This is a genomic window from Mucisphaera sp., assembly GCF_965279675.1.
Taxonomy (GTDB): domain Bacteria; phylum Planctomycetota; class Phycisphaerae; order Phycisphaerales; family Phycisphaeraceae; genus Mucisphaera.
Genome location: NZ_CBDIIJ010000002.1, coordinates 2951975 through 2974218, shown reverse-complemented (window position 1 = coordinate 2974218; position 22244 = coordinate 2951975). Strand labels below are relative to the sequence as shown.

22 protein-coding genes and 1 tRNA gene are annotated in these 22244 nt (G+C 57.1%); 11 read left to right on the top strand and 12 right to left on the bottom strand.

The window, feature by feature from the left end; genetic code table 11:
• Positions 1-312: 312 nt before the first annotated feature.
• The gene (locus ACQZAB_RS12845; protein ID WP_428389920.1) at positions 313-3387 is read left to right on the top strand and encodes a pentapeptide repeat-containing protein; all 3075 of its coding nucleotides are present in this window, start codon (positions 313-315) and stop codon (positions 3385-3387) included.
• Positions 3388-3587: 200 nt separating this feature from the next.
• The gene (locus tag ACQZAB_RS12840; protein ID WP_428389919.1) at positions 3588-3734 is read left to right on the top strand and encodes a hypothetical protein; all 147 of its coding nucleotides are present in this window, start codon (positions 3588-3590) and stop codon (positions 3732-3734) included.
• A gap of 196 nt (positions 3735-3930) precedes the next feature.
• Here the strand turns inward: ACQZAB_RS12840 and ACQZAB_RS12835 are convergent, their stop codons facing one another.
• Together ACQZAB_RS12835 and ACQZAB_RS12830 are read right to left on the bottom strand one after the other, a co-directional pair.
• Positions 3931-4719 (bottom strand): SOS response-associated peptidase, encoded by a 789-nt coding sequence (locus ACQZAB_RS12835; RefSeq protein WP_428389918.1) that lies wholly within the window; start codon positions 4717-4719, stop codon positions 3931-3933.
• 14 nt (positions 4720-4733) lie between these two features.
• Positions 4734-5570: a PEP-CTERM sorting domain-containing protein gene (locus ACQZAB_RS12830; RefSeq protein ID WP_428389917.1), complete on the bottom strand. Its 837-nt coding sequence runs from the start codon at positions 5568-5570 to the stop codon at positions 4734-4736.
• A gap of 637 nt (positions 5571-6207) precedes the next feature.
• Here ACQZAB_RS12830 and ACQZAB_RS12825 point away from each other — a divergent pair.
• Positions 6208-6435, top strand: coding sequence for a helix-turn-helix domain-containing protein (locus ACQZAB_RS12825; RefSeq protein ID WP_428389916.1), 228 nt, complete (start codon positions 6208-6210; stop codon positions 6433-6435).
• Positions 6435-7856 (top strand): tyrosine-type recombinase/integrase, encoded by a 1422-nt coding sequence (locus tag ACQZAB_RS12820; RefSeq protein WP_428389915.1) that lies wholly within the window; start codon positions 6435-6437, stop codon positions 7854-7856. Before ACQZAB_RS12825 ends, ACQZAB_RS12820 begins: the two co-directional genes overlap by 1 nt.
• Positions 7857-8361: 505 nt before the next feature.
• Here the strand turns inward: ACQZAB_RS12820 and ACQZAB_RS12815 are convergent.
• The 6 genes from ACQZAB_RS12815 to ACQZAB_RS12790 all read right to left on the bottom strand — a co-directional run bounded on the left by ACQZAB_RS12815 (position 8362) and on the right by ACQZAB_RS12790 (position 13173).
• Entirely contained in the window at positions 8362-9384 is a 1023-nt protein-coding gene (locus ACQZAB_RS12815; RefSeq protein WP_428389914.1) for a CobW family GTP-binding protein, read from the bottom strand.
• Positions 9385-9403: 19 nt separating this feature from the next.
• On the bottom strand, positions 9404-9874 hold the full coding sequence (gene hisI / locus ACQZAB_RS12810; RefSeq protein ID WP_428389913.1) for a phosphoribosyl-AMP cyclohydrolase: 471 nt from the start codon (positions 9872-9874) through the stop codon (positions 9404-9406).
• A 50-nt stretch (positions 9875-9924) separates the two neighbouring features.
• The gene (locus ACQZAB_RS12805; protein WP_428389912.1) at positions 9925-10230 is read right to left on the bottom strand and encodes an FmdB family zinc ribbon protein; all 306 of its coding nucleotides are present in this window, start codon (positions 10228-10230) and stop codon (positions 9925-9927) included.
• 25 nt (positions 10231-10255) lie between these two features.
• Positions 10256-11467 carry a zinc metallochaperone GTPase ZigA gene (gene zigA, locus ACQZAB_RS12800; RefSeq protein WP_428390164.1) on the bottom strand — a complete coding sequence of 404 codons (1212 nt, stop codon included), beginning with the start codon at positions 11465-11467 and terminating at the stop codon, positions 10256-10258.
• A gap of 288 nt (positions 11468-11755) precedes the next feature.
• On the bottom strand, positions 11756-12148 hold the full coding sequence (locus tag ACQZAB_RS12795; RefSeq protein ID WP_428389911.1) for a Fur family transcriptional regulator: 393 nt from the start codon (positions 12146-12148) through the stop codon (positions 11756-11758).
• 332 nt (positions 12149-12480) lie between these two features.
• Entirely contained in the window at positions 12481-13173 is a 693-nt protein-coding gene (locus ACQZAB_RS12790) for a PEP-CTERM sorting domain-containing protein (protein ID WP_428389910.1), read from the bottom strand.
• A 291-nt stretch (positions 13174-13464) separates the two neighbouring features.
• Between ACQZAB_RS12790 and ACQZAB_RS12785 the strand changes: the two genes are divergently transcribed.
• From ACQZAB_RS12785 to ACQZAB_RS12755, 7 genes are all read left to right on the top strand, one after another.
• Positions 13465-13791: a LexA family protein gene (locus ACQZAB_RS12785; protein WP_428389909.1), complete on the top strand. Its 327-nt coding sequence runs from the start codon at positions 13465-13467 to the stop codon at positions 13789-13791.
• The gene (locus ACQZAB_RS12780) at positions 13791-15080 is read left to right on the top strand and encodes a Y-family DNA polymerase (RefSeq protein WP_428389908.1); all 1290 of its coding nucleotides are present in this window, start codon (positions 13791-13793) and stop codon (positions 15078-15080) included. Before ACQZAB_RS12785 ends, ACQZAB_RS12780 begins: the two co-directional genes overlap by 1 nt.
• 1336 nt (positions 15081-16416) lie before the next feature.
• Positions 16417-16635, top strand: coding sequence for a helix-turn-helix domain-containing protein (locus ACQZAB_RS12775; protein ID WP_428389907.1), 219 nt, complete (start codon positions 16417-16419; stop codon positions 16633-16635).
• Between the two features lie 146 nt (positions 16636-16781).
• Positions 16782-18212, top strand: a complete 1431-nt coding sequence (locus ACQZAB_RS12770) for a DUF3987 domain-containing protein (RefSeq protein WP_428389906.1) — start codon at positions 16782-16784, stop codon at positions 18210-18212.
• Positions 18202-18591, top strand: a complete 390-nt coding sequence (locus ACQZAB_RS12765; protein WP_428389905.1) for a hypothetical protein — start codon at positions 18202-18204, stop codon at positions 18589-18591. Before ACQZAB_RS12770 ends, ACQZAB_RS12765 begins: the two co-directional genes overlap by 11 nt.
• Before the next feature lie 37 nt (positions 18592-18628).
• Complete coding sequence (locus ACQZAB_RS12760; protein ID WP_428389904.1) at positions 18629-18850, top strand: hypothetical protein; 222 nt, start codon at positions 18629-18631, stop codon at positions 18848-18850.
• A gap of 3 nt (positions 18851-18853) precedes the next feature.
• The gene (locus ACQZAB_RS12755; protein ID WP_428390163.1) at positions 18854-20146 is read left to right on the top strand and encodes a tyrosine-type recombinase/integrase; all 1293 of its coding nucleotides are present in this window, start codon (positions 18854-18856) and stop codon (positions 20144-20146) included.
• On the opposite strand, the gene ACQZAB_RS12750 is transcribed toward ACQZAB_RS12755, so the two are convergent.
• The 4 genes from ACQZAB_RS12750 to acpP form a co-directional block, all read right to left on the bottom strand.
• Positions 20106-20179: transfer RNA gene (locus ACQZAB_RS12750), tRNA-Val, on the bottom strand. The two genes, ACQZAB_RS12755 and ACQZAB_RS12750, sit on opposite strands and share 41 nt — an antisense overlap.
• Positions 20180-20235: 56 nt before the next feature.
• Positions 20236-20493, bottom strand: a complete 258-nt coding sequence (locus ACQZAB_RS12745) for a Sec-independent protein translocase subunit TatA/TatB (RefSeq protein ID WP_428389903.1) — start codon at positions 20491-20493, stop codon at positions 20236-20238.
• 108 nt (positions 20494-20601) lie between these two features.
• Entirely contained in the window at positions 20602-21843 is a 1242-nt protein-coding gene (gene fabF, locus ACQZAB_RS12740) for a beta-ketoacyl-ACP synthase II (protein ID WP_428389902.1), read from the bottom strand.
• 126 nt (positions 21844-21969) lie between these two features.
• Positions 21970-22218, bottom strand: coding sequence for an acyl carrier protein (gene acpP, locus ACQZAB_RS12735; protein ID WP_428389901.1), 249 nt, complete (start codon positions 22216-22218; stop codon positions 21970-21972).
• Between the last annotated feature and the right edge of the window lie 26 nt (positions 22219-22244).

Sequence of the window (22244 nt, the reverse complement as noted above, 5' to 3'; positions counted from 1 at the left end):
ACCTTGCATACCGGCTGATTACGACCTGATCCTCATCCTCCAGGTGTTTCAGCTCGCGCTTGGTATCACCCTGGCTTCCAGCTACGGCTATGACTACACCGACACATTTCCGGACCCGATCGGGCAGACGCCATGCTTAGTCGGTTTCCGTTCCCCACGGAATCTCGTCTTCCAGAGGCCTCGCGCGGGCAATGCCATTGTGGTTCCGGGGTGTCCCAAACATTCAAGCTTCGCTGTCTTTTGCTGCGATGCTATGTGCTAGCAAGGTCGTATTGATTTCGGTTGCGCTCCAAAGTCCGGAGGTCCAGTGTGATGGGGTATGTGATTCCAAGGCAAAGTCAATATGGTTGTCTCATACTGCTGGCTCTGGGCGTAGCTGGCTCGGCTCTGGAAGCGCAGGTCTATCGGTGGGACACCGGAGAGCTGATTCCCGGTACAGAGAACCTGGTTGAACGAGGGCCGGAGGCGGTTTGGGACGGACTATCTCTCCAGTTCGCAGATCTCACCTTTTTCGATCTGAGCGGTGCGAGTCTCCAAGGGACGGACCTGACTTCTGCTGTCTGGCGATACGCGGATGTCAGCTCCGCGGATCTGAGCGGAGCCAATTTGAGTCATGGCTCATTAGAAGGCAGTACGTTTGACGGGGTTAACCTGACGGGGGCATCGCTTGCAGGCGCAACCTTATCTGACATGGGTATGTCTCGTGCGACATTCACGGGTGCTGATCTGACAGGCGCTATCATCGAGGGAGGAGTCTTAAATTGGGCAACGGACGGCGGATTAACACCCGAGCAGTTCTACAGCACAAGGAGCTACCAGGAGGGCACGCTTTCTGGCCTGTGGTTTAGAAACAACGACTTGACCGGGTGGAACCTCCAGGGCCTGAATCTTCGTGATGTGCGGTTTCGTGGCTCTACGCTGGATAATGCTGATGTTCGCATGTCCGATCTTCAGGGGGCAGACCTTCGATGGACCAGCTTGGTTGGGACCGATTTTGGTGGGGCGGCGATGCAAGGGGTGAACCTTGAAAATGCCACACTCACCGATGCCAATCTGAACAATGCCGATCTGCGTGAGGCCAATCTGGGCAATGCTTACTTGCACGGGGTTTCGATGGAAGGAGCGTTGATCTCACAAGGGCAGTGGTCCGGGGTCACGGCCCAGGGGTTCACGGCTGCGCAGCTATACGCAACAGGCAGCTACCAGAGCAGGCAGCTTGAAGGCATCCGGTTCGTGAACAACGACGCAGCGGGATGGAGTTTTGCCGAGCAGAATCTGTCGGATTCAAGCTTTGAGAACACTGATTTAACGGGAGCGGATTTCCGCGGTGCAGTTCTGGAGCGATCCGTGCTGAGAGGCGCGAAACTCGACGGGACAGTCCTCAAAGACGCACTGTTGGCAGGCGCGGACCTCTCCGGGGCAACCTCGCGTGGCCTGACAGAGACCCAACTCTCGAGCGCGGCCGACACGATGCATGGAGTTGTGCTTTCAAACAACGACCTCAGAGGCTGGGATCTCAGGGGCAAAGACCTGCGCGGCGTTGACCTAAGCGGGTCTGACATCACGGGTCTCAAGCTTGAAGATGCAATCGTGGCTGAAGTTAGATTTGATCAGACTCAGGGTCAGGGCCTGACGACGGATCAACTCTACTCGACCCGAAGCTATCGGGATCGCGATCTTACCGGTATAGGTCTGTCTGGGCTCAATCTCTCCGGCTGGAACCTCGAATCTCAGGGTCTCGAATCAGCAGATCTTCGTGATGCCAACCTCAAAGGGGCTCGACTCACCAGTGCCTTCCTGAGAAGAGCAAATCTGGCGAACGCCGATCTGGAGGGGGCCGATCTTCGGGGAGCGGACCTACTCTCAGCTAACCTCACTGGCACGCGGCTGGCTCTGGCTGACCTGAGGAATGCAGATATCTATCGAGCTAATCTAAGTGGTACAACCGGTCATGGATTCACTGAAGAGCACTTCTACAGCACCGCCAACTATCAGCTGCAAACAGGCTTTGCGAACATCAATCTGTCGGACAACAATCTTGCGGGCTGGGACTTTGAGGGACTGAGCTTCTTTCAGGCACGCTCAGCTTCTTTCGCAAGAAGTGATCTACGCGGGGCGAGGTTCAAGAACGCGAATCTCTATGGTGTTGATTTCGGGAACGCCGATCTCAGGGATGCCGATCTGAGAGGGGCAGATCTGACCGGAGTCCATCTGGTCGGAGCCGACCTGCGAGGAGCAGATTTCACGGATGCCATCCTCAAGGATGTCCTTTTCCGGATTCCGAGCGAAACGGGTATCACCGCCGAGCAGTTCTACAGCACCGCCACCTACAAGTTGGATGATTTACGGCGGATCAACATGGCGGTTAGTGATCTCAACGGCTGGTCCTTTGCGGGTAAAAATCTTACGCAGGGCATTTTCAACCACTCGTCGCTCGCTAACTCTGATTTCAGGAACGCTAATCTATCTCGCGCGGAGTTTGGTCGCGTTAACCTGAGCCATGCAGACATGCGCGGTGCTAATCTGGATCGAACTGACTTGGAAAACGCTAATTTGCACGCAGCAGACCTGCGTGGTGCTCGACTCACCTTTGCTGATTTTACGGGTGCATCGCTCATCGAGACGAATCTACGGGGTCTCGATCTTCGCGGGCATACGACCATCACACTCCATGAAACAACTGATATACGGAATACGACCTTGCCGAATGGTCAGATTCCCGATGGCATCCGCCTGTTTCCCGGCGAATCCTTGACGATTCGTGACCGGAACACCTACAACGAGATCGACGGTCAGGTGCAGGCGTCCGGGCTGGCGATGACGGCGGGATCCGAACTCATCATTGCGTTGTCATCGCTCGGGCTGGAGGCACCGTTCCGTATCGATGGACCGACAAGCCTTGCGGGGACCTTGACAATTCTGCTCGATGGAGGCGTTCCTGAGTTTGCGCTCATTGGCGAGTCCATCGATCTGATTGACTGGGAGGTGAACTGGCCGATCGAAGGCGAGTTTGACGCCGTCCAGTTACTTGGAAGCTCTAGTGATATGACCGAGATTCTGGATACCAGCGCTCTCTATACCGACGGCCTTCTGCGCATCCGGTCTTACAACGAGGTCCGTATCCCAGGCGACGCCAACGGGGATGGATGGGTGGATCTCATCGACCTCTCGATTCTTGCCACGAATCTGGGTGTCTCACCTGCTCGCTATTCACAAGGCAATTTCAACGGTAACCGTGTGGTTGATCTGGGGGACTTCTCCATACTGGCCACGAACTTCGGTCGAAACACACAAACCACTCTCATTCCCGAACCGTTAGGGCTGACGATGATGGGGATTGTGTTCGGCTTGCTGCAGCCTCGACCACGAAGCATCAGGTGTGGTTGAGGCGATCCTTAGTCTCCAGTGTGCACTCAAAGCTACAACGTCCCTTGGTTGCTGGCACTGACCGAGATGCGATCCCGAAGTTCGCTGTAGCACTCCATTCAAAATCTGATCAGTCTGGCTTACCTGACACCCGCATTCGTCGTCAATATGGAACTGCCAGCTCTGAGTGTCTCCCGACCCTCAAAAAAAACGCTTTGCGGATGCAGCAAACCCCTGCATCACCTCTCATACCAGCTGATTACAACCTGGCCTTCATCCTCCAGGTGTTTCAGCTGCCGCTCGGCATCGCCCTGGCTTCCAGCTACGCCTATGACCACGCCACCCCATTGCCGGACCCGATCGGGTAGACGCCATGCCTGGTTGGTTTCCGTCTCCCACGGAATCCAGTCTGCAACAAGCCTCGCGCGGGCTATACCGTAGTAGTCGCGGGGTGTCCGAAACAGAACCCACGCGCCATTGATCCTCCAGTCCTGCAGCTCCATACGCCCTCCGTTAGTTTGGCGGATGTACGGTAATCTTGGGGCTAGTTCAGATCAAGGATTCTTACCCAAAAAGGCCTGTCCGCCCCTCATCCGATCGAGGTTCGCGGATCGTTTCGCCGGTCGCGGCCAGCAGGGCTTCTGAATCCTCCTGCCACCTCCCAACAGCAGGCCTTACAGGCCATGCCTCAACCTCGCCATCCGGTAGGGGGGTGAGGAACTTTGCCGCTTCAGTGGGGTCCTCCAGGCTGGGATCGAGCCAGGCATCCTGCTGCTCGCGGTGGAGGATCACAGGCTGGCGTGCCTTCGAGTTGTGAATCCACGCCATCAGCTGGTTGGCCGAAGTGGTGAAGATCGCAACGCCATCGAGCACCTTGCCATCGGGCTGGATCCAACTGCTCGAAATACCGGCAAACGCATATGGGGGCTCACCGGCAACCGGTCGGATCGCCCAGGGCTGCTTACGTGGCCTGCCCTCAATCGCTTGCCACTCGTAGAAGGCCCGAAACGGGATCAGGCAGCGGTTTCGCTTGAGGGCAGATCGGTAGATACTGCCGACGCCATGGCTGCTGCCCACTTTGTCGTCGCGGGCGTTGAACCAGGGGCGATCACGAGGCCCGCCGGAGGTCGAGGGCACGAAATCCCACCAAGCAGGCCTCACCCTTCGTTCGCCATGATCGTCCCGATCAACAATGGTGATGGGGTCAGTAGGGGCGATGTTGTAGACGGGGGGCTGAGGGCGGTTGTAGCGAGGATGAGTCGCCATGAACTCGGCATCAAGCTCGGCAAGTGTCGCGCGGAAAGCCTCAGCAATCTCTCGGGGCGTCAGGTCTTGAGCGTATCTCCCGCACATGGCAGTTTAGGCTATCAGCTTCGCCTTGCTAGACCGAGACCTAGGGCAAACGAGAAGAGCGCTGCTGAGGAAGGTTCTGGGATGACTAAGTACCAGCCTTGAGCGTAGCCGCCAGGGCCGTCTCTCCCCCGACCTGTAAACACGAGACCATCGTCAGAGACCCCGGTGACCTCAATGATCTGCCAACGCCCAAAATCGACGCCGTATTGATCCCTCATCCAGAGATCGAACGGCAGAATCCTTCCATCCTCCCAAATGCTCGGACCGAAGCCATCTGCGCCAACCAAGACTGAGCCATCAGCCGAAACCGAGCTCACGATGTCATTGAGAAATGGCCCCTGCTGAAGAGTGGTCAAGCCTTCACCGATCGAAGACGTGAACACACTGCCGAAGTTTCTGTCAGTTGTGCCGACAAAGATAGATGCATCCGGGGTCATGTCGATGACACGCCCGCGAACCTCACCTGGTTCCAGGTCAAGACTGATTAGGCCAAGGCTATCATCCCAGACAGTTGGCCCGATCAGCGGTCCGGAAGTGACACCGCCCCCCACAACGCTGCCGTCTGAATTCACAGCAAAAGCGATTGCTTCGAGATCGTTGCCATCATTGTCGGTAAGGGCAACCATGCCCGTCTCTGCCGTCCATCGGAACGCTTTGGTTCCCGATCTTCCAACGACGGTGCTTCCATCCCCCGAGACGCGGAACGCGGTCGCAGTGCTGCGAGATTCGAAGCGTCCCAGATTCATGAATCCTTCGGCATCGCTGTAACGAAACGCGCTTTGTCCGATGGGGCCGCCTGTCTCGCCAACAATCACTGAGCCGTCAAAGCTGGCGTCCCACGCGAACCTCATCGTCGCATTCTCTGGTGTAGGGAGCGCTTCTAATCCACCTTCCATCGTCCACTTAATCGCTGCCCAACCAGACGCAGTTTGACTAGCTCCGACAGCCGTTGAGCCGTCACCACTCACCCCGGCGATGACGCTACTTAGAGACCCCCCAGGCAGATCACCCACGCCTGTGAAGAAGGGTTTAGTTGCCAAAGCGGTCGTTGGTATAAACAACGCGCAAAGCGTAGACGCGATCCACCGTGTCTTAAGCATGCTTCTCTCCTCACATAGCTTGACCTTGGATCCGCAGTATCGCGGAGCAGATTCGTAATGGCAAGGGGCCTTAGTGGGGGGCCCGTTGATCTCACCAAGCTGAACAGTTACCGCTTCAATCTGTTCCTTGATGAATCGCTACTGCCTGCTTCGTCCTGCTCGGCTGCCTGCCTGCTGGCGACGACACGCTCGACCGCGTGCAGGTACGTCACTCACGCCCGGCAGCACCAGCTACTGCGGCGAGAAGTGGAATCATGACTTCAGTAGGGATGCCCAAGAGTACGTAACAGCTTCTTCATTATTCCTCATCAGAAACATGTTGATGAGTGCCAACTCTAGTTCTAAGCCCCTTGACAGAATGAATGATATATCGGATCATATATGAACCATGACTCAGCAAGGTGAGATCACTCGGCAGCTAAGAGCAGCACTCAGCACGGATCCTCATAGCCTTAGGTCTATCGCGCGGGACATTGGCTGTGGTCATGCCACACTGAGCCGGCTTCGACGGGGGGAGTCAAATATCACCATCAAGGTTGCTGATGCCCTAGCCGACCGCTACGGCCTCAAGGTCACCCGCACACGTAAAACCATCAAACGCAAGGAGGATGCCTGATGGCCAGTCTGAGCCAGATCGGGAAACCAGATGCACGCGGCAGACGCGCATGGAGACTGGACGTTACCTATGCGAAGAACAAACGGCGAGGGGTGCGTCTGGGCCGCATGAGGAAAGAGGCGGCAGAGACCATCCGCCGGCACGTATGCAATCTGGAGGATGACAAGAAGGCGGGGAGACGGCACACGGCAGAAACCGAAGCATGGCTCAACACGATTGATGCAGACCTACTGGCTTGGCTGTCCGAGAGCGGTCTGGTTGCCGAGGCAGGGAAACGCCGCCTGGCCGTAGGCGACCTCACCGACAAGGCTAGGGAGTATCAGAAACGCAATGAGCCAAGCAGCCAGGCCAACCACCGGCAAGCCATGGCCAACCTGGACACGTACTTTGGCCGAGACAGGCTCATCCAAATCATCACGCCGGAAGATGCCGAAGCCTTCAGGTCATGGCTCGCGACCAATGCCCGACGCCAGAGTGGCAACATCCCGACGATGGAACAGACCAAAGCGAGCCGAGACAAGCAGGCAGGCAGCCTTGGCGGACTCTCGAAAGCCACCGTCAACCGACGCATGACCCACGCCAAGGCTTGTTTCAGGCTGGCTCAGCAATGGGGCCTCATCGACCGCTCACCCTTTGAGTACGTAAAGGGTGGAGCACAGGAGAACCCTGAGCGACAGGTCTACATCAGCGAGGCTGAAACCGAGCAGCTTATCGGTGCGGCCCAGGACGCCTATGAGCGGGGTTTGATTGCACTGGCCCGCTACGGGGGGCTAAGGACGCCCAGCGAGCCAAGGGCTATCCGGATTATGGATGTTAAGCTCGATCAGGGCTTCATCCTGGTTCACGATCAGAAGCGGAAGAAAGACGCCAAGACTCACACCCGCCGCGTACCGATCTATCCCCAGCTCCGTCCGTACATCGAGGACCTGCTAGAGATCGCGCCTGAGGGGGCGGTGATGCTTCTGCCCGAACAGAGCTTCAGGAACTTCCAGAAGCGCATGGCCGAAACCATCCAGCGAGCGGGCCTCACGCCATGGCCGCGCGTCTGGCACAACCTCCGAGCCAGCCGCGCTACCGAGCTCACCCAGGAAGGTCACGCCATGGCCGATGCCGCCAGATGGATGGGGCACACCATCAAGACCATGGCAAGCCACTACGTGATGAGCTGCGACGAGACGGAAGCCATCCGGAAAGCGGCACAGATCAACGTCAACGAGGCCCCGAAAAAGCGGAGCGCAAATAGGAGCGCTGCATCGACGCAGAGGGGGGTGCATGAGGGTAATCAGCAAGCATGCACCCCGCCTGAGGAGCCAGAATCAAAGAAAAGCCCCCCATGCAGGGGGGCTGATGGGCGGCACTGGACTCGAACCAGTAGTTGTAAGTCATGGTTTAGACATACGCTTAACATCGCATCAGTGTGATGACGTTGCGAAATCCCATGCAGAACAGCCGTGCATAGAGCAGCAGGAGGATCTCAGGCGGGTAGTGGACGCTTGGCTGAAGCTGCCTGAGGGTGTGCGGAAGGCGGTCCTAGTGATGGTTGAGGCTGGGCTGGAGAGGGAGGGTTAGAGGCGATGTTCTAACGTGCTGCTCAAGAGGCACCACACGTTCAATGAAGGATTCACCCAGAGCCCCCATACCGGGGAGGGGGCAGGTATTGACTGTATGTATGGCCTAGCCTTTGAGTTCCGGGGTTAAGAACTTCTGTGACTGCACAGAACGACCAATGCTCACAGCGGACAGGAGATCATTCATAGTCCTCTTCTAATTCTGATCCTGAGCTTTAAGTGGATCAGGTTGAGGGGGCAGGCCAAGGCTGTAAATGGGGAAGCGGGCGAAGGGACTCGAACCTTCAACTTTCAGCTTGGAAGTCTTGACACAAGCCCCATGACCGTAAGCGACACCGCGCAGGATCTGACTCTTAGATCAACTAATATTCAACGACTCCGCCAGCCCTCGCCAATCCAACGGCTTTTCCATTTCTAGCAGCATCTGCTCCTGATTAATGATGCCGGGCTGAGTCAGCCATTCCATGCGGTTATCGCGTCGATGAGCCGAAGGCCGGAAGGTCACCTCACGATTGGCGATCTCGATAGACTGCCAGCCACCGTTCGTGTGGAAGACCCCCTTTAACCGAAGCACCTCATTCTCAGCGATGCCTTCGTGGCAAACACGCATGAGGTTGATCAATAGCTGTTGCTCATCAAAACAGCGGCCGGCTTCCAGCACGAACCCACCAGGGTGGACTTTGGGGTCGTGTCCATGGCTGTGATTATGCTCATGGCTGTGGTCGTGATGATGTTCGTGCTGGCAAACTTGCTGGCCCTCCTCGAGCTTGGTTGGCCAGTCCTTGAATACATCAGCGGGCAATTCTCCCTGAGAGGTGGTCAACACCCGTAGCTTTGGCGGGTTGAGCTTGCTACCCCACTGCCGTGCCCGGTTGATCTTTGACTCGCTGGCTCGATCGCACCAGTTGAAAACAAGAATATCCGCCGCCTCGCAAAACATGTGGTAGTAGGCGCGGGTTTCGAAGGTCTCCTCATCAAAATCGCCAGTATTCAGCATGACGACAGACGGTTGTAGTCGGATGTCCAAGTCTTGCTGACTGCTCCGTAGCAGATCAATGACTTGTGCAGGTGAAGCCATGCCACTGGGTTCGATGATCAACCGATCCAGAGACTGATCAGAAACAAGCCGTCTAACACAATCAGGAAGCTCAGCCAGCATGGTGCAGCAGATGCAACCACCAGGCACATTCAGCACTTTGGTTTTGGGTGCTTCTGCGGCAAGCGTCGCCCCATCTAGTCCAACCGGACCAAAATCGTTGACCAACACGCCAACCCGTTGATGGGATGCGTAACGGCGCAGATAGTTGAGAATCGCGGTGGTCTTTCCCACACCCAAAGGACCGGCGACGATATGACAGGGGACGGCGGATTCAGTGGTCATGTAGGCGTATCACTAACTATCAAAGACGGGTTGGGTTGGGAGCATCGCCGTAGACGGCCTTGGGATCGAAGACCTTCTCGGTCTCGGTGAAGGTAAGAGGCTGGCCAGCTTGACTTCCGTGGGGCACCGCCCGGTAGAAACAAGAGCGATACCCGACGTGGCAGCTCGCTCCGCCTTGGACATCTACACGGATCCAAACACAATCCTGATCATCGTCGATCCGGATCTCTCGGACACGCTGGACCAGTCCGCTGGTTGCTCCCTTGTGCCAAAGACATTTCCGGCTGCGGCTCCAATAAACAGCTTCACCCAGCTCGATGGTCTTCTTCAGCGCCTCCTCATTCATGTAGGCATGCATGAGCAGTTCGCCAGAGTCGATGTCCGTGGTCACCACGGGAATTAATCCATGTTCATCGAACCTTGGAGCGAGCTCGGCTCCCTCCTCCACCTGCTCCACACTCTCTCTGCTTGCAAACAATACGTCTTCCATTATCGATCTTTCCTGCTCTCGAGTAACTGTGAAGAGGTCATATTTAGGCTTCAGCCGGGCTCGTCACCAGCACTGATAACATCCGGCCCCTGACCCGCACGCTTCTCGTAGTAGCCGCCCCCAGCTTTTACGTACTTGGTAAAGCCGTGAGCTTCTAGGTTCTTGTCGGATAGCTGCTGCTTGCTGCCTGACTCTGACCATTTCCCCGCGATATGGGCTGGCTGTAGCACGCGACGCACAGGCTGGCCGGTCGTTGGGTGCTCCGTGAGTGGTTCATCTGACATGCTCTGCATGACCTCAAACACCTGTCCCTCTTCGCCATCGGGCAGCAGGACCTCATAGACGTAGATAGGCATTCATCTGCTCCTGGATGAAACGCGATTAGTTCGCGAGTGCATTCTGTTGCGGCTCCCAGCTGGGAATCGGGTCTTCGAACTGTCTCCAAGCCTCGGGGCCTGCCTTCAACTCCTCGTCCGTGATGAGGGCTTCATCCAGATCTGCCACCAATTGCTCACGATTCATCTCGATGCCGATGAAGACAATCTCCTGGCGGCAATCACCTGCCACGTCATCCCAAATCGAATCAATCCAGCGACGGGTTTCTGGATCATCCGGCCACTGATCCTTGGGCACCATCGCGAACCAGCCCCCAGAGGGTTCTAACTGTATTGAGGAGCCGGCCTGCGACCACATCACGCAGTAATGCGGGCGTGTCGCAATCCATGAGTAACCCTTGGATCGCACAACCCCTCGTAGTTTCGACCGCATCAACTCAATCAAGCGTTTCGGATGGAACGGCCTGCGGCGTCGATACACAAAGCTGCCGATCCCGTACTCCTCGGTTTCAGGAATGTGCTCGCCGTTGAGCTCCTTGAACCAGCCGGGCATCTTTGATGCCTTGTGCTCATCGTACATCCCCGTTCCGATCACTGTCTTGATGTCGATGTTACCGCGATGCGTGCGGATAAGTTGAGCATCTGGATTCATGTGATGAAGGATGCCTTCGAGTCGATCGATCTCATCACTGGCAACCAGATCACATTTATTGATGACGATCACGTTGGCAAACTCAATCTGGTCCGTCAGCAGATCGACAATGGTGCGCTCGTCTTCATCGCCCATTTCCATTGAGCGGTCTTTAAGGTGCTGCTTGCTGTCGAAATCTTTGATGAAGTTGGCGGCGTCAACGACGGTCACCATGGTGTCGACTTCGGCAACATCACTGAGACTCTGGTCATTCTCATCCCGGAACGAGAAGGTCGCTGCGACGGGCATGGGCTCGCCGATCCCGGTCGACTCGATCAACAAGTGGTCGAAACGGCCTTCTTCCGCGAGCTGACGAACCTCGACCATGAGGTCTTCACGCAGCGTGCAGCAGATACAGCCATTGGTCATCTCGACCATCTTCTCTTCGGTTCTCGATAGCGTGGCACCACCATCGCGTACAAGTGATGCATCGATGTTGATCTCAGACATGTCATTGACAATCACGGCTACCCGCAGGCCCTCTCGATTGCTGAGGACATGGTTAAGCAGCGTCGTTTTGCCGGCTCCGAGGAATCCGGAGAGAACCGTTACCGGCAAGCGTTTCATTTGATTTGCAGCCATATCGTCTCCGATGAAAGCAATCTCTTGATCAATCCCCGCAGCCATCTGTACCACAGCAACTAGACCCGACGCCAGATAACTGGTCTGGTCTTCGCACCATGACGATCCCCGTACCAAACTGTCGTTGCACGGGTGTATCCCGAGGCGTCTGGCCGGGGTCGATCGAAGCGTGGTCGCAGAGTTCACCCCAGGTGCTCAGGCGATCACTCATGCCGTGGAAGACCGCAACCTCGCGACCATTCTCAGAGCAGCGGTATTCATAGGTCGGCATACTCAGCTCTCATCTTGGTTGGATGCGACACAGTCGGGGCATCGCCCCAAGAGCGTCAGCTCATGATCACTGACTTCAAAGCCCGGGGGCACTAATTTTGAAATCCCTTCCGGACAACCATTCAGATCGAAGGCTTCCCCGCACGCACGACACAGAAAATGGTGGTGATGGCCGCGATCTGTTGACTCATAACGGACTTCCCTGCCACAAAACTCAACAGCATGAATCTCGCCGGATGCCTGTAGCTGCTTTAGGTGCCGATAGACCGTCGCCAGTCCGAGAGAGGGCACTTGTTTCGACGCTATTCTCAGAATGTCTAACGGGCGCAGCGGACCACCGGCGTTGTGAAGAGCATCGACAATCGCACTTCGCTGATGGGTGTACCTAGCGGTCATGCCTCACTCCGCATGGGTCAACGTTACGTTTACCTGTGATTCATAATGATAATACATTATCAATGTAGAGCGAGCCTAGTTAGGGAAGCAATGGGCATCCACCGCTTGCTGCTTGAGCTCTACGAGCGCCTGCTGCGGACCATGCAGCTTTCTGTCCACACACCTAGGCTTGCCAATTAGCGTCAGTGAAGGCCATCAGAAATTCGGGCTGGACTCGGTTATAGCTGAGGAGCTGATGAGATCGAGTCTGCCTCGCGGATCCGTGCAGGGGTTGGCAGGCATGAAGAAGCCCGTCAAAAATCGGCGGGCTGTAAGTGTTGTCGTCGTCATGGTCAGGCTGTCTTGCGGCGGAGCAGGCCTAGTCCTGCGAGAGCCATCAGGGCTAGTGATGCGGGCTCAGGCACCACCACGGCTATGTTGTCGTAATAGACCGAGTTGGGTACCGAGAAGGTGCCAAAGGGTGTTTCGAAGCTGTCGGTGCCACCAATAAATCGGACAGAACGGATCTGCGCGGTGCTGGCTTCGACTGAGAGTGTGGCGTGTGTGAAGGTGAAGGGATCGTTCAGGTCGTCACCACCGGGAAGGGTAAGCTCTGCCAGATCGATGAGGCTCCCAGAAGCGTCGCTGCCAGTAAATGCTTGGATCAGCAAGTTGTCGTTGTCACCTCCGACGTCACCCATATCGATGGAGACGGATCGCACGGGCTGATCGAAGTTGGCGACCAGCGCCGTGCCCTCATTACTGAACCACGGACTTATCGATCGGCTGCCCCAAGAGGCGGGGAGCGTGTCATTCTCCAGATCGTTTAGGTCGTAGATATCGAACTGATTAGGTGAACCCGGACGGGTGATGGTGACCGTCAGGCCGCCAGACTCCATGATGAGGCTGCTTAGGGCTCCTGCGTTAAAGCCGGTTTGGTCCTGGTCTTCAAAGTCGAAGAGGATCCCTGCGGACGCGGCCGGGACAGCTGCCAGCATGGTGGCCAAAGCAGCACTGCAAATGGTTGATTGACGCACGGTGTTCATCGGTGTTCCTCCTCTGAATATGTGGCAGGCCGGAGCTACAGATCTCATGAACGCAGGCTGCCTGCCATCTCTAAGGCTCAGTAGCCTCTGAATCGCTACTATCGATAATGATTTATCATTGTCAAGTAGCAGGCATCCTGCAGCACCAGGACCTATTTAGGATCGAGGTGGATGTTGACCTGTCATGCCACAGGCATCGAGTGAACCTTCCGAGATTCACCTTGGACTCGGTTGCAGGGGATGGCGAGTCACTCCCGTTGCATTTACCAAACAATATCCTAACATATAGACATGGATGCACTTGAGGGATGGAAAGTTGTCGGGGTGGTTAGCGCCGGTTTCCCCTCACCTGCGGAGGGCTTCGAAGACCCCGAGCTGGACCTTCATGACTATCTCGTCACTCGTCGTGAGGCGACCTACTTCTTCCGAGCCGCTGGACACAGCATGAAGGATGAAGGCATTCCAGACGGAGCAGTGGTCGTTGTGGATCGATCTGTCACGCCCAAGCCGGGCCGTCTCGCTGTCGTCGAGGGGGATGGCGGTTTCCAGATCGCGAGATTGACGAGAGCACCGTCAACGGTCTTTGGTGTCATCGTCGCCTCAGTGGTCAAGTTCTGATGTTCGCTCACGTTGACGGCAACAGCTTCTATGCGTCCTGCGAGCAGGTGTTCGATCTTGATGCCGCTCGAAGACCCACCGTGGTCCTCAGCAACAACGATGGCTGCATCGTGGCTGCATCTAAGGACGCCAAAGAACTCGGCTGCGAGATGTTCAAGCCTTACTTTCAGATCAAGAATGTCTTATCTCAGCACAACACCAGGGTCTTCAGCTCCAACTACACGCTCTATCACGATTTTCAGTCGCGCCTCGTGAGCATCTACCGCCAGCACAGCGAGGCGGTCGAGATCTACTCCATCGATGAAGCGTTCCTCAAGATTGCCGATCTGGGGCATGATCGCTTGAGCCAGTGGGCTGTCGAGCTGCGCGGTACAGCCAGACAGTGGACAGGCATCACAACCGGCATCGGTGTCGGATCTTCCAAGCTACTAGCCAAGCTCGCCAATCATTGCGCGAAACGTGTTGCTCTGGATGGCATGCGTGAGGGCGTTTGTGTGTTGGATTCGCCTGAGCGTGTTGATGAGGCCTTGGGCAGGGTGGATCTCAAGGATCTCTGGGGCATTAGCCGGGGCAGCATCCGACGGCTGAACAAGCTGGGGGTTCAAACGCCGAGGCAATTTAGAGATGCAGACCCGAATCTTGTCCGCCAGGAACTGGGCGTGGTCGGCCAGAGACAGGTCTATGAGCTTCGCGGCAAGTCATGCCTGCCACTTGAGCTGATCAAGCCAGATCGAAAGAACATCTGCTGTTCCAGATCATTCGGCAAGGTCACCAACCGCTTCGATGATCTCACCGAGGCCATCGCCACCTTCTGCTCTGCAGCGGCCGTGAAACTCCGTCGGCAGAACCTAGTAGCATCAACGGTGTCGGTCTTTGTTCAGACCGATCGCCATGCCGATGTCGAGCAGTACGCCAACAGTCGAAGTATGCGCCTGACTACAGCGACTGAAGACACGTGCGAGCTAATCAAGGCTGCGAAGTGGTGTCTGTCGAGAGTGTTTCGCGGGCAGCATCACTACAAAAAAGCAGGAGTGCTACTGAGTAACCTGGGCAGGCGAGAAGAGCGTCAGCTGGGCCTGTATGACCAAGTCGACCGAACCAAGACCCGTGGGTTAATGAAGACCCTCGATGCGATCAACGACCGTCATGGGCGTGGATCCCTGAGGATCGGGGCTTCTTCACCCTTTGAGCTTCGGCCATGTCGTACTTGGCATCTGCGGAGTGACAACCGCAGCCCACGCTATACCACGCGCTGGGATGAGCTTCCAGAAGCAACCGTATCTGCTTAGAAAATCTCACCAAGAATGCATCTTCCAGCCCTCCGGCCGGGGGGGGCTGCGACCCGGCCGAAGGACTGCCCTTGCATCTGTTTACGGGTCACCATTTCCCAGTTAAGCGTTATTCTGAAGGGAACCACTATGCCTTATACCAGCCCACTCACGGGAACAGACGCCGACAAGCTCATCTGCCGCTTGCTCAGAGAGCGTGCCAAGCGAGAGATGGGCAGGACAAGAATGGAGCCAATCAAGGCAGGGGTGCAGAACGCCCCTCCGGAAGTGCTGCCCCCACAGCCACGGGCAGGGGATACGCATAAATTGGACGGCAGATGCGCGGTTGAGGAACTGCGGGGCTGGGTGCCCTTGGGCGAGAACATGGCCTGTGCGGTATACAAGCGGGTCTGGCGAGGTGAGCACTACGTCCGCTGGCGGGTGTGGCACCGGCATCGAACCTACGGCGAATGGTACCCGGATGCGAGGCGGTATGGCGTGTTTCCATCAGAAGCCATAGGAGAACTGTGTGAAGGATTACTTCGAGCAGGATAACCCTGATTTTGACCACCTAGATTCAGCCCCTAATACAGCCGTAGGGTGGGCTAGTCCTGCGTATCCAGTGTGTGAGCCTCGGTGCACGTCGCTCACCAAGCAGGATATTGAGTGGTCAGAGGATCTATTTGCGAACCGAATGGTTGCCATCCTCAAGCAGCTAGACGTGTGGAGGCGCTATCCAACGCGAGTACCTAATCAAAGCACAGATTTATCTCAAAGAATACGTCCACAGGTATCCTTGATGATCTGCGCTGGTGAGCTGTCATCATCAATCAATGAGGAAGATAGTTTGCACAGCTTAGTCAAACTTCTTTATGGTCCTGATCTATGCCACAGTCTCGATGAGGAGTATAAAAAACTAGACCGTCTGGCTAGAGCCCTGCATCGTGAAATAAATGTGACCTGGGAGGAGGTCCCACATGCTCCATGGTTCGATTACGAGGCTGATCTCATCTTTCAGCGGCTGCTAGCTTGTGCAGCCCATTACTCAAAGACAAAACATCTACCAGACATGACTGGCTCAGAAACGAGCGACGATTACAAGCCATGGTCCTGGTTCAAAGCACATACGGATATCGAGAACGCGACTCTAAACGCGGCCTCCAAACGGGATACGAAGCGCGTAAGGAGTGTCGGGACTGGCTCTGATCTCATGTACAACGTTGATGACGCGAGACGGATATGGCCGAACTCTTTCGAATGATAGAAAGCGATCTACGATGATCAACGGAGATCAAAATTCATCAAAACCAAAGTAAATGCAGTGGCTTGAGCCCAACACTGGCTGAATGATGGGGGCATGAACAAGCACATGCCCGAACCAAACGGACCTTATCCTTCCCTCCTCCTCAACGACCGCGAAGCCGCCAGGTCTCTCTCGATCAGCACCCGCTACTTGTGGGAGTTGGCCAACAGCGGTGAGATCCCTTCAGTCAAGCTTGGCCGTCGCAGGCTGTACTCGCGTGATCAGCTGAAAGCCTGGGTAGACAAACGCTCCTCCGGCCCTAACAGCAGCTAGCCCTCTGCCACAGGCAGATGGGGCTTACCGGCTGCGTCTGCCCTTGTCCCCTGAGTTCGGGGTTTAACCGGGATCCGAAGAGCGGCCGTGTGGCCTGCGCGGTGTCCTGCGCAAATCCCGGGGGGACATTTGAGGATTTCTATCTCATGACACTGCAGCACCCCGGCCCTTTTCCGATCCATGTCTTTCCGCCGCACTTTAGGGCCTATGTCGAGCAGTCGGCAGAGGCGATTCAGTGCGATCCCGCGAGCGTGGCCATGCCTCTCATAGCGGCTGCTGGCGCAGCCATGGGCGGTTCACGCGTGCTTGAGCTCAAGAAGGGCTGGCAGGTCCATCCCATGCTCTGGGTCGCCCTGATCAGTCCGACTGGAACCGTCAAGACACCTGCCGTTAACGCAGGTCTTAAGCCGCTCATAAGTCTTGAGAAGCGACTATGGAGGGATCATCAGGAAGAGATCCAAGCCTGGCAACAGGCTAATCCGGACGGTCCTCCGGAGGACTCACCAAGGGGCCGTACATTCATCATCGGTGATGCAACGATTGAATCACTACCTCCGCTGCTACGAGACAACCCGCGTGGCGTGCTTAGTTATAACGACGAGTTAGCGGGTTGGGTCAAGTCCCACAACGCCTACCGGCCGGGCAGCGACACCGAGCAGTGGCTCCAGATCTTCGACGGTAATGCCCTGCGTGTTCACCGTAAGGGCCACGAGCCGATTTACGTGCCCCACGCGCGAGTCGCCGTTGTGGGGACGATCCAACCCAAGGTCTTCAACGAGTGCTTTAGTGGGGCCAACCTGGAGAACGGCTTGGCGTCTCGCTTCCTTGTCTTCCGCACGCAGAACCCCAAACGCAGATGGCACGAGATCACGGTTGACGCTCAGATCGAGGAAACCGTGCTGTCAACTTTTGAAGGTTTGATCCATCTCGGCATGGACGAGAGAGATAACGCCTGGCCAGAACCGCTTGTGGTGCGGCTGGATCGTGATGCGGCTGAACTTTGGGCTGGCTTCTATGACGGTCACCAGGAGGAACTGGAGGGCGAGGACGACGAGGCCATACGCGGCGCGCTGGCAAAGATGGACGGTTACACCGCGAGAATCGCATTGGTCCTTAACGGAATCAGTCCAGAGGCCTTCGAACTCTTCGCAGAGCCCGGAGTTGTCTTGCGGGGTGATGTGATGCAGCGTGCGATTGAGGTAGCCACTTGGCTGATCGATCAGGCCAGGTACTGCTACGGCAGCCTTGCTGCCTCCCAGCAGGAGCAACTCCTGCAGCAAGTCGTCCAGCGCGTGACTCAGGGGATCGGAGATCGTGAGCCGGGTACGACCTCTGCACGAGACCTACAGCGGCATATGCGGGCCTTCAGTGAGGATGTTCAGCAGGCCAAACAGGTGATGGCACAGATCGTAGAGCGAGGCTTGGGCGTCATTGAATCTGAGACAGCCGACAATGGCCGTTCGGTCGAAGTCTTACGGATATCACCGCGCATGTCTAAGGGCTTGATCATTGAGGATAGCGTCGACGGTGTCGGCGTCGACGCGGGTGGTAATCGCGGGGTGAATTATGGCGAGTGAAGACAAGGTTGGCCGGCTACTCGATGCTTTACTTCGTTCAGGCGCGAAGATCTGGGTGGATGCCGACAGGCTACATGTCCGCTGCGGACCGACCACATCGAAGCGCGATCTGGGACGACTTAGCCGCCTCAAATACCAAGTGCAGCTCAGGATTGAATCGGGTCTGTACGTATGTACTCCCCCTGTCGACGCTGACACTGGTGACGCCGTCGAGCAGGTATGGCGGCTCATAGAGAGCCAGAAAAGTCAATCACGTCGGATTGCGCTGCGAGACGCCTTCGAAGAGCGAGTGGCAATCTGTCTGGAGCTCGGAGATATGGCATTAGAGCAGGCGGAAGAGATCGCCTTGGCCGAACTGGAGAAATTATGTGAACAATGAGCTAGTAGTCGAAGAGACAACAAGTATAATCGAGTTTATGGCTGACCGATTACCGTTTAGTGAGCAGTTAAGACGAGCCGTAGACGCTGATTCTCGCACCCGCTACGCCATTTGTAAGGCAACGGGCATTCCGCAGGCGAGTATGAGCAAGTTCATGCAGGGCCGAATTGGATTGTCCCGCGAAAACCTCGATCTACTAATCAACGAACTCGGCCTGGTGCTGGTGAAGCGTTCGGCCCTGAGAAAGAAACGGAACTAAAGCATGGCAACACTTTATGCCTCAAAGAAGACCGACTCGTGGAGTATCCAATTCGCGGATTCCGAAGGGATTCGCAGAACCATCACGCTGGGGAAGATCACCGACAAGCAGGCGACCGGCATCAAGCTGCTTGTTGAAGATCTGATCAACGCCAAGGCCAGTGGAGGCTCTCCCAAGCCTCTGACGCTGCGTAGGTTGAGTGAACTGTCGGTCCAGCTGCGCAACCGCATCGCGGCCGTGGGGCTGTGTGAGCCGGTAGGCACCGCTAAGCTTGGCGAGTTCATCCAGACCTACTGCTCCGAGCGTCAGGACGTAGAGGAGGCCACGCAAGCGACCTACAGGCGGGCTGAGAAGCATCTGCTCGCCTTCTTCGGCTCCCAGCGCTCGCTGAGATCCATTACGCCTGCTGAGGCGGAGGCTTTCTCTATCGCCCTGAAGGTGAAGCAGGGGCTCGCCGAGAATACGGCGTGTCGGATGGTGGGACGTGCTCGTCAGTTCTTTAGCGCTGCTTGCAAACGGAAGCTGATCGATGAGAACCCTTTCGAGGGGCTCAAGGCCACCGTACAGGGCAACCCGGAGCGTCAGCGGTTCATCACCCAGGCTGATGCCCAGAGGGTTCTAGACGCTTGCCCAGGCCCCGAGTGGCGGCTGCTGTTCGCCCTCGGGCGTTACGGGGGCCTGAGGATCCCCTCTGAGATCCAGAATCTACGGTGGAGTGATGTGGACTGGGAGCGAAAGCGGATACGGATCACCAGCCCCAAGACCCGTAAGCAGGGCAAGGGAGCCCGTGACTTGCCGATCTTCCCGCAGCTTGAAACTCATTTACGGGAGGCTTTTGAAGCTGCTCCTGAGGGTGCTGAGTTCCTCATCCCAACCCAGATCGGTGATAACAAGAATCCCAGCACGCACCTTCGGCGGATCGTGCGCAGAGCGGGGCTCACGCCTTGGCCCAAACTCTGGCACAACCTGCGGAGCACTCGGCAGACCGAACTCATGCAAGTTCACCCGGTTCACGTAGTCGCTCAGTGGCTGGGTAACACGGTGGCGGTTGCGGTGAAACACTACGCTCAAGTCACAGACGCACATTACGAGGCTGCTGTGAGCGGATGCAGCGCGCTGCAAAATCCCATGCAGCAGGTCTCTGCACAGCGTGGCACATCTCAGAACAGCGAATCGCTAAACACCGCTGACGACCCCAGGAACGTAGTTGTGCATCGTGATGCAGTTGTGTGCACTCTTGAAAATATCGGTCAAGTGGGCGGTACTGGACTCGAACCAGCGACCTCATCGGTGTGAACGATGCGCTCTAGCCAACTGAGCTAACCGCCCTTGTGGGACACGTGTTGTGTAGTTTCTAACCTTGGCAGGGGAGGGTCAAGGCGGGGTTAGGTGGTTTCCTTCTGGCTCTGGGTGTCGGTCGAGGTGGGCTCGTTATTTTCGATTCTGGGCGGGTCTGGCGATTTGGAGACCTCGGACTCGATGCCTGAGAGGCCCTTCTTGAATTCGACGATGCCCTTGCCGAGGCTGCGGCCGACTTCGGGGAGGCGTTTGCCGAAGAAGAGGAGGCCGATGACGGCGATGACGATGGTTTCGGTCCAGCCCAGGGGGCCGATGAAGCCGAGGGTGGAAATCAGGTTGACCATCGCGTCTGCCTTCTAAAGCGGGTTGCACTCATATTACAGTTTAGCGGTCAACGCGGAACAGGGGACGCCCATTGCTTGGCTGGCGTCAGAAACCCTGTGAGGCTTTGCCTAGACCTTGTTGAAGGCGAGACAGACGTTGTGCCCGCCGAAGCCAAAGGAGTTGCTGATGGCAACTTTGGGATCGACCTGGCGCGCGGTGTTGGGCACGTAGTCGAGGTCGCAGCCTTCGCTGGGCTCGTTGTGGTTGATCGTCGGGGGGACCATGCCTGTGTGGAGGGCCTTGCAGGCGATGATGGCCTCGACCCCGCCCGAGGCTCCGAGGAGGTGGCCGGTCATGCTCTTGGTTGAGCTGACAGGGATCTTTGTGACCTCGCCGTTGTCGAAGACGCTCTTGATGGCCCGGGTCTCGGCGAGGTCGCCAAGGGGTGTGCTGGTGCCGTGGGCGTTGATGTAGTCGACATCGGTGGCGTTGAGCTTGCCGTCGGCCAAGGCTCGTTTCATGGCGTGCGCGGCACCGGTGCCGTTCTCATCGGGAGCGGTGATGTGGTAGCCGTCGGCGGACTGGCCGTAGCCGGTGAACTCGGCGTAGATCTTCGCCCCGCGTGCCTTGGCGTGTTCCATCTCTTCGAGGATGAGGATGCCGGCTCCCTCGGCGAGGATGAAGCCGTCGCGATCCTTATCGAAGGGGCGGGAGGCCTTCTGGGGGTCGTCGTTTCGCTTGGAGAGGGCCTTGATGGCCGTGAAGCAGGCGAGTCCCATGGCGGTGACGGCGGCTTCGGAGCCGCCGGCGATCATGACGTCGGAGACGTTGTGTCGGATGGACTGAGCGGCCTCGCCGATGGAGTGGCCGGCGCTGGCGCAGGCGGTGGCGATGGCGGAGTTGGGGCCCTTGATGCCGAAGTGGATGGAGACGTTACCGGCTCCGGCGTTACACATCATCTTCGGGACCATGAAGGGGCTGACACGGGCCGGGCCCTTCTCGATGAGCTTCTGGTGGCCGTCGGCGAACTCGCCGATGCCGCCGACACCCGAGCCGATGTTGACGCCACAGCGCCAGGGGTCTTCCTTGGAGAAGTCGATGCCGGAATCGGCGACGGCGTCGATGCTGGCACCGAGGGCGAACTGGGCGAAGCGGTCCATGCGCTTGAGTTCGCGTTTATCGACGCTAGGGATGCCGGGCCAGTTGTTCACCTCGCCGGCGAAGCGGGTGGTGTACTCGGAGGCATCGAAGGTGGTGATGTCATGGATAAAGCTCGTGCCGTCGAGCAGTTTCTGCCAGACGTCATCGAGGGATGTCCCAAGGCTGGTGACCCAGCCCAGGCCGGTGATCGCGACGCGACGGTCAGCCATCGTGATAAATAGGTTCCGTTTCGGGGTGATGCGCGGCCACGTTCAGGATAAAGGCTGCAGCGGGGAGGCTGTTGGCTTTCTCGGGGGTGGCGACGCGTGAGTCGGAGCGGTAGGCGTCCGTAGGGATCACTTGTCGGCGGTCTGGCTCTTGATGAAGTCGATGGCCTGACCCACGGTCTGGATCTTCTCGGCTTCTTCGTCCGGGATGGAGGTTTCGAATTCGTCTTCGAATTCCATAACCAGTTCGACGGTGTCGAGGCTGTCGGCGTTGAGGTCGTTCACGAAATTGGTGTCGCGGTTAATCTCGCCTTTATCGACGCCCATCTGTTCGGCGACGATGGCGACGACTTTTTCCTGGATCTCGGATTCGTTCATCATGCTCTCCTAAACGGGCTCACGCC

Bases quoted from the DNA above. Each gene is read 5' to 3' on its own strand.
- ACQZAB_RS12845 (WP_428389920.1), top strand. From the start codon at position 313: ATGGGGTATGTGATTCCAAGGCAAAGTCAATATGGTTGTCTCATACTG.
- ACQZAB_RS12840 (WP_428389919.1), top strand. From the start codon at position 3,588: ATGCAGCAAACCCCTGCATCACCTCTCATACCAGCTGATTACAACCTG.
- ACQZAB_RS12835 (WP_428389918.1), bottom strand. From the start codon at position 4,719: ATGTGCGGGAGATACGCTCAAGACCTGACGCCCCGAGAGATTGCTGAG.
- ACQZAB_RS12830 (WP_428389917.1), bottom strand. From the start codon at position 5,570: ATGAGGTTCGCGTGGGACGCCAGCTTTGACGGCTCAGTGATTGTTGGC.
- ACQZAB_RS12825 (WP_428389916.1), top strand. From the start codon at position 6,208: ATGACTCAGCAAGGTGAGATCACTCGGCAGCTAAGAGCAGCACTCAGC.
- ACQZAB_RS12820 (WP_428389915.1), top strand. From the start codon at position 6,435: ATGGCCAGTCTGAGCCAGATCGGGAAACCAGATGCACGCGGCAGACGC.
- ACQZAB_RS12815 (WP_428389914.1), bottom strand. From the start codon at position 9,384: ATGACCACTGAATCCGCCGTCCCCTGTCATATCGTCGCCGGTCCTTTG.
- hisI (WP_428389913.1), bottom strand. From the start codon at position 9,874: ATGGAAGACGTATTGTTTGCAAGCAGAGAGAGTGTGGAGCAGGTGGAG.
- ACQZAB_RS12805 (WP_428389912.1), bottom strand. From the start codon at position 10,230: ATGCCTATCTACGTCTATGAGGTCCTGCTGCCCGATGGCGAAGAGGGA.
- zigA (WP_428390164.1), bottom strand. From the start codon at position 11,467: ATGAAACGCTTGCCGGTAACGGTTCTCTCCGGATTCCTCGGAGCCGGC.
- ACQZAB_RS12795 (WP_428389911.1), bottom strand. From the start codon at position 12,148: ATGACCGCTAGGTACACCCATCAGCGAAGTGCGATTGTCGATGCTCTT.
- ACQZAB_RS12790 (WP_428389910.1), bottom strand. From the start codon at position 13,173: ATGAACACCGTGCGTCAATCAACCATTTGCAGTGCTGCTTTGGCCACC.
- ACQZAB_RS12785 (WP_428389909.1), top strand. From the start codon at position 13,465: ATGGATGCACTTGAGGGATGGAAAGTTGTCGGGGTGGTTAGCGCCGGT.
- ACQZAB_RS12780 (WP_428389908.1), top strand. From the start codon at position 13,791: ATGTTCGCTCACGTTGACGGCAACAGCTTCTATGCGTCCTGCGAGCAG.
- ACQZAB_RS12775 (WP_428389907.1), top strand. From the start codon at position 16,417: ATGAACAAGCACATGCCCGAACCAAACGGACCTTATCCTTCCCTCCTC.
- ACQZAB_RS12770 (WP_428389906.1), top strand. From the start codon at position 16,782: ATGACACTGCAGCACCCCGGCCCTTTTCCGATCCATGTCTTTCCGCCG.
- ACQZAB_RS12765 (WP_428389905.1), top strand. From the start codon at position 18,202: ATGGCGAGTGAAGACAAGGTTGGCCGGCTACTCGATGCTTTACTTCGT.
- ACQZAB_RS12760 (WP_428389904.1), top strand. From the start codon at position 18,629: ATGGCTGACCGATTACCGTTTAGTGAGCAGTTAAGACGAGCCGTAGAC.
- ACQZAB_RS12755 (WP_428390163.1), top strand. From the start codon at position 18,854: ATGGCAACACTTTATGCCTCAAAGAAGACCGACTCGTGGAGTATCCAA.
- ACQZAB_RS12745 (WP_428389903.1), bottom strand. From the start codon at position 20,493: ATGGTCAACCTGATTTCCACCCTCGGCTTCATCGGCCCCCTGGGCTGG.
- fabF (WP_428389902.1), bottom strand. From the start codon at position 21,843: ATGGCTGACCGTCGCGTCGCGATCACCGGCCTGGGCTGGGTCACCAGC.
- acpP (WP_428389901.1), bottom strand. From the start codon at position 22,218: ATGAACGAATCCGAGATCCAGGAAAAAGTCGTCGCCATCGTCGCCGAA.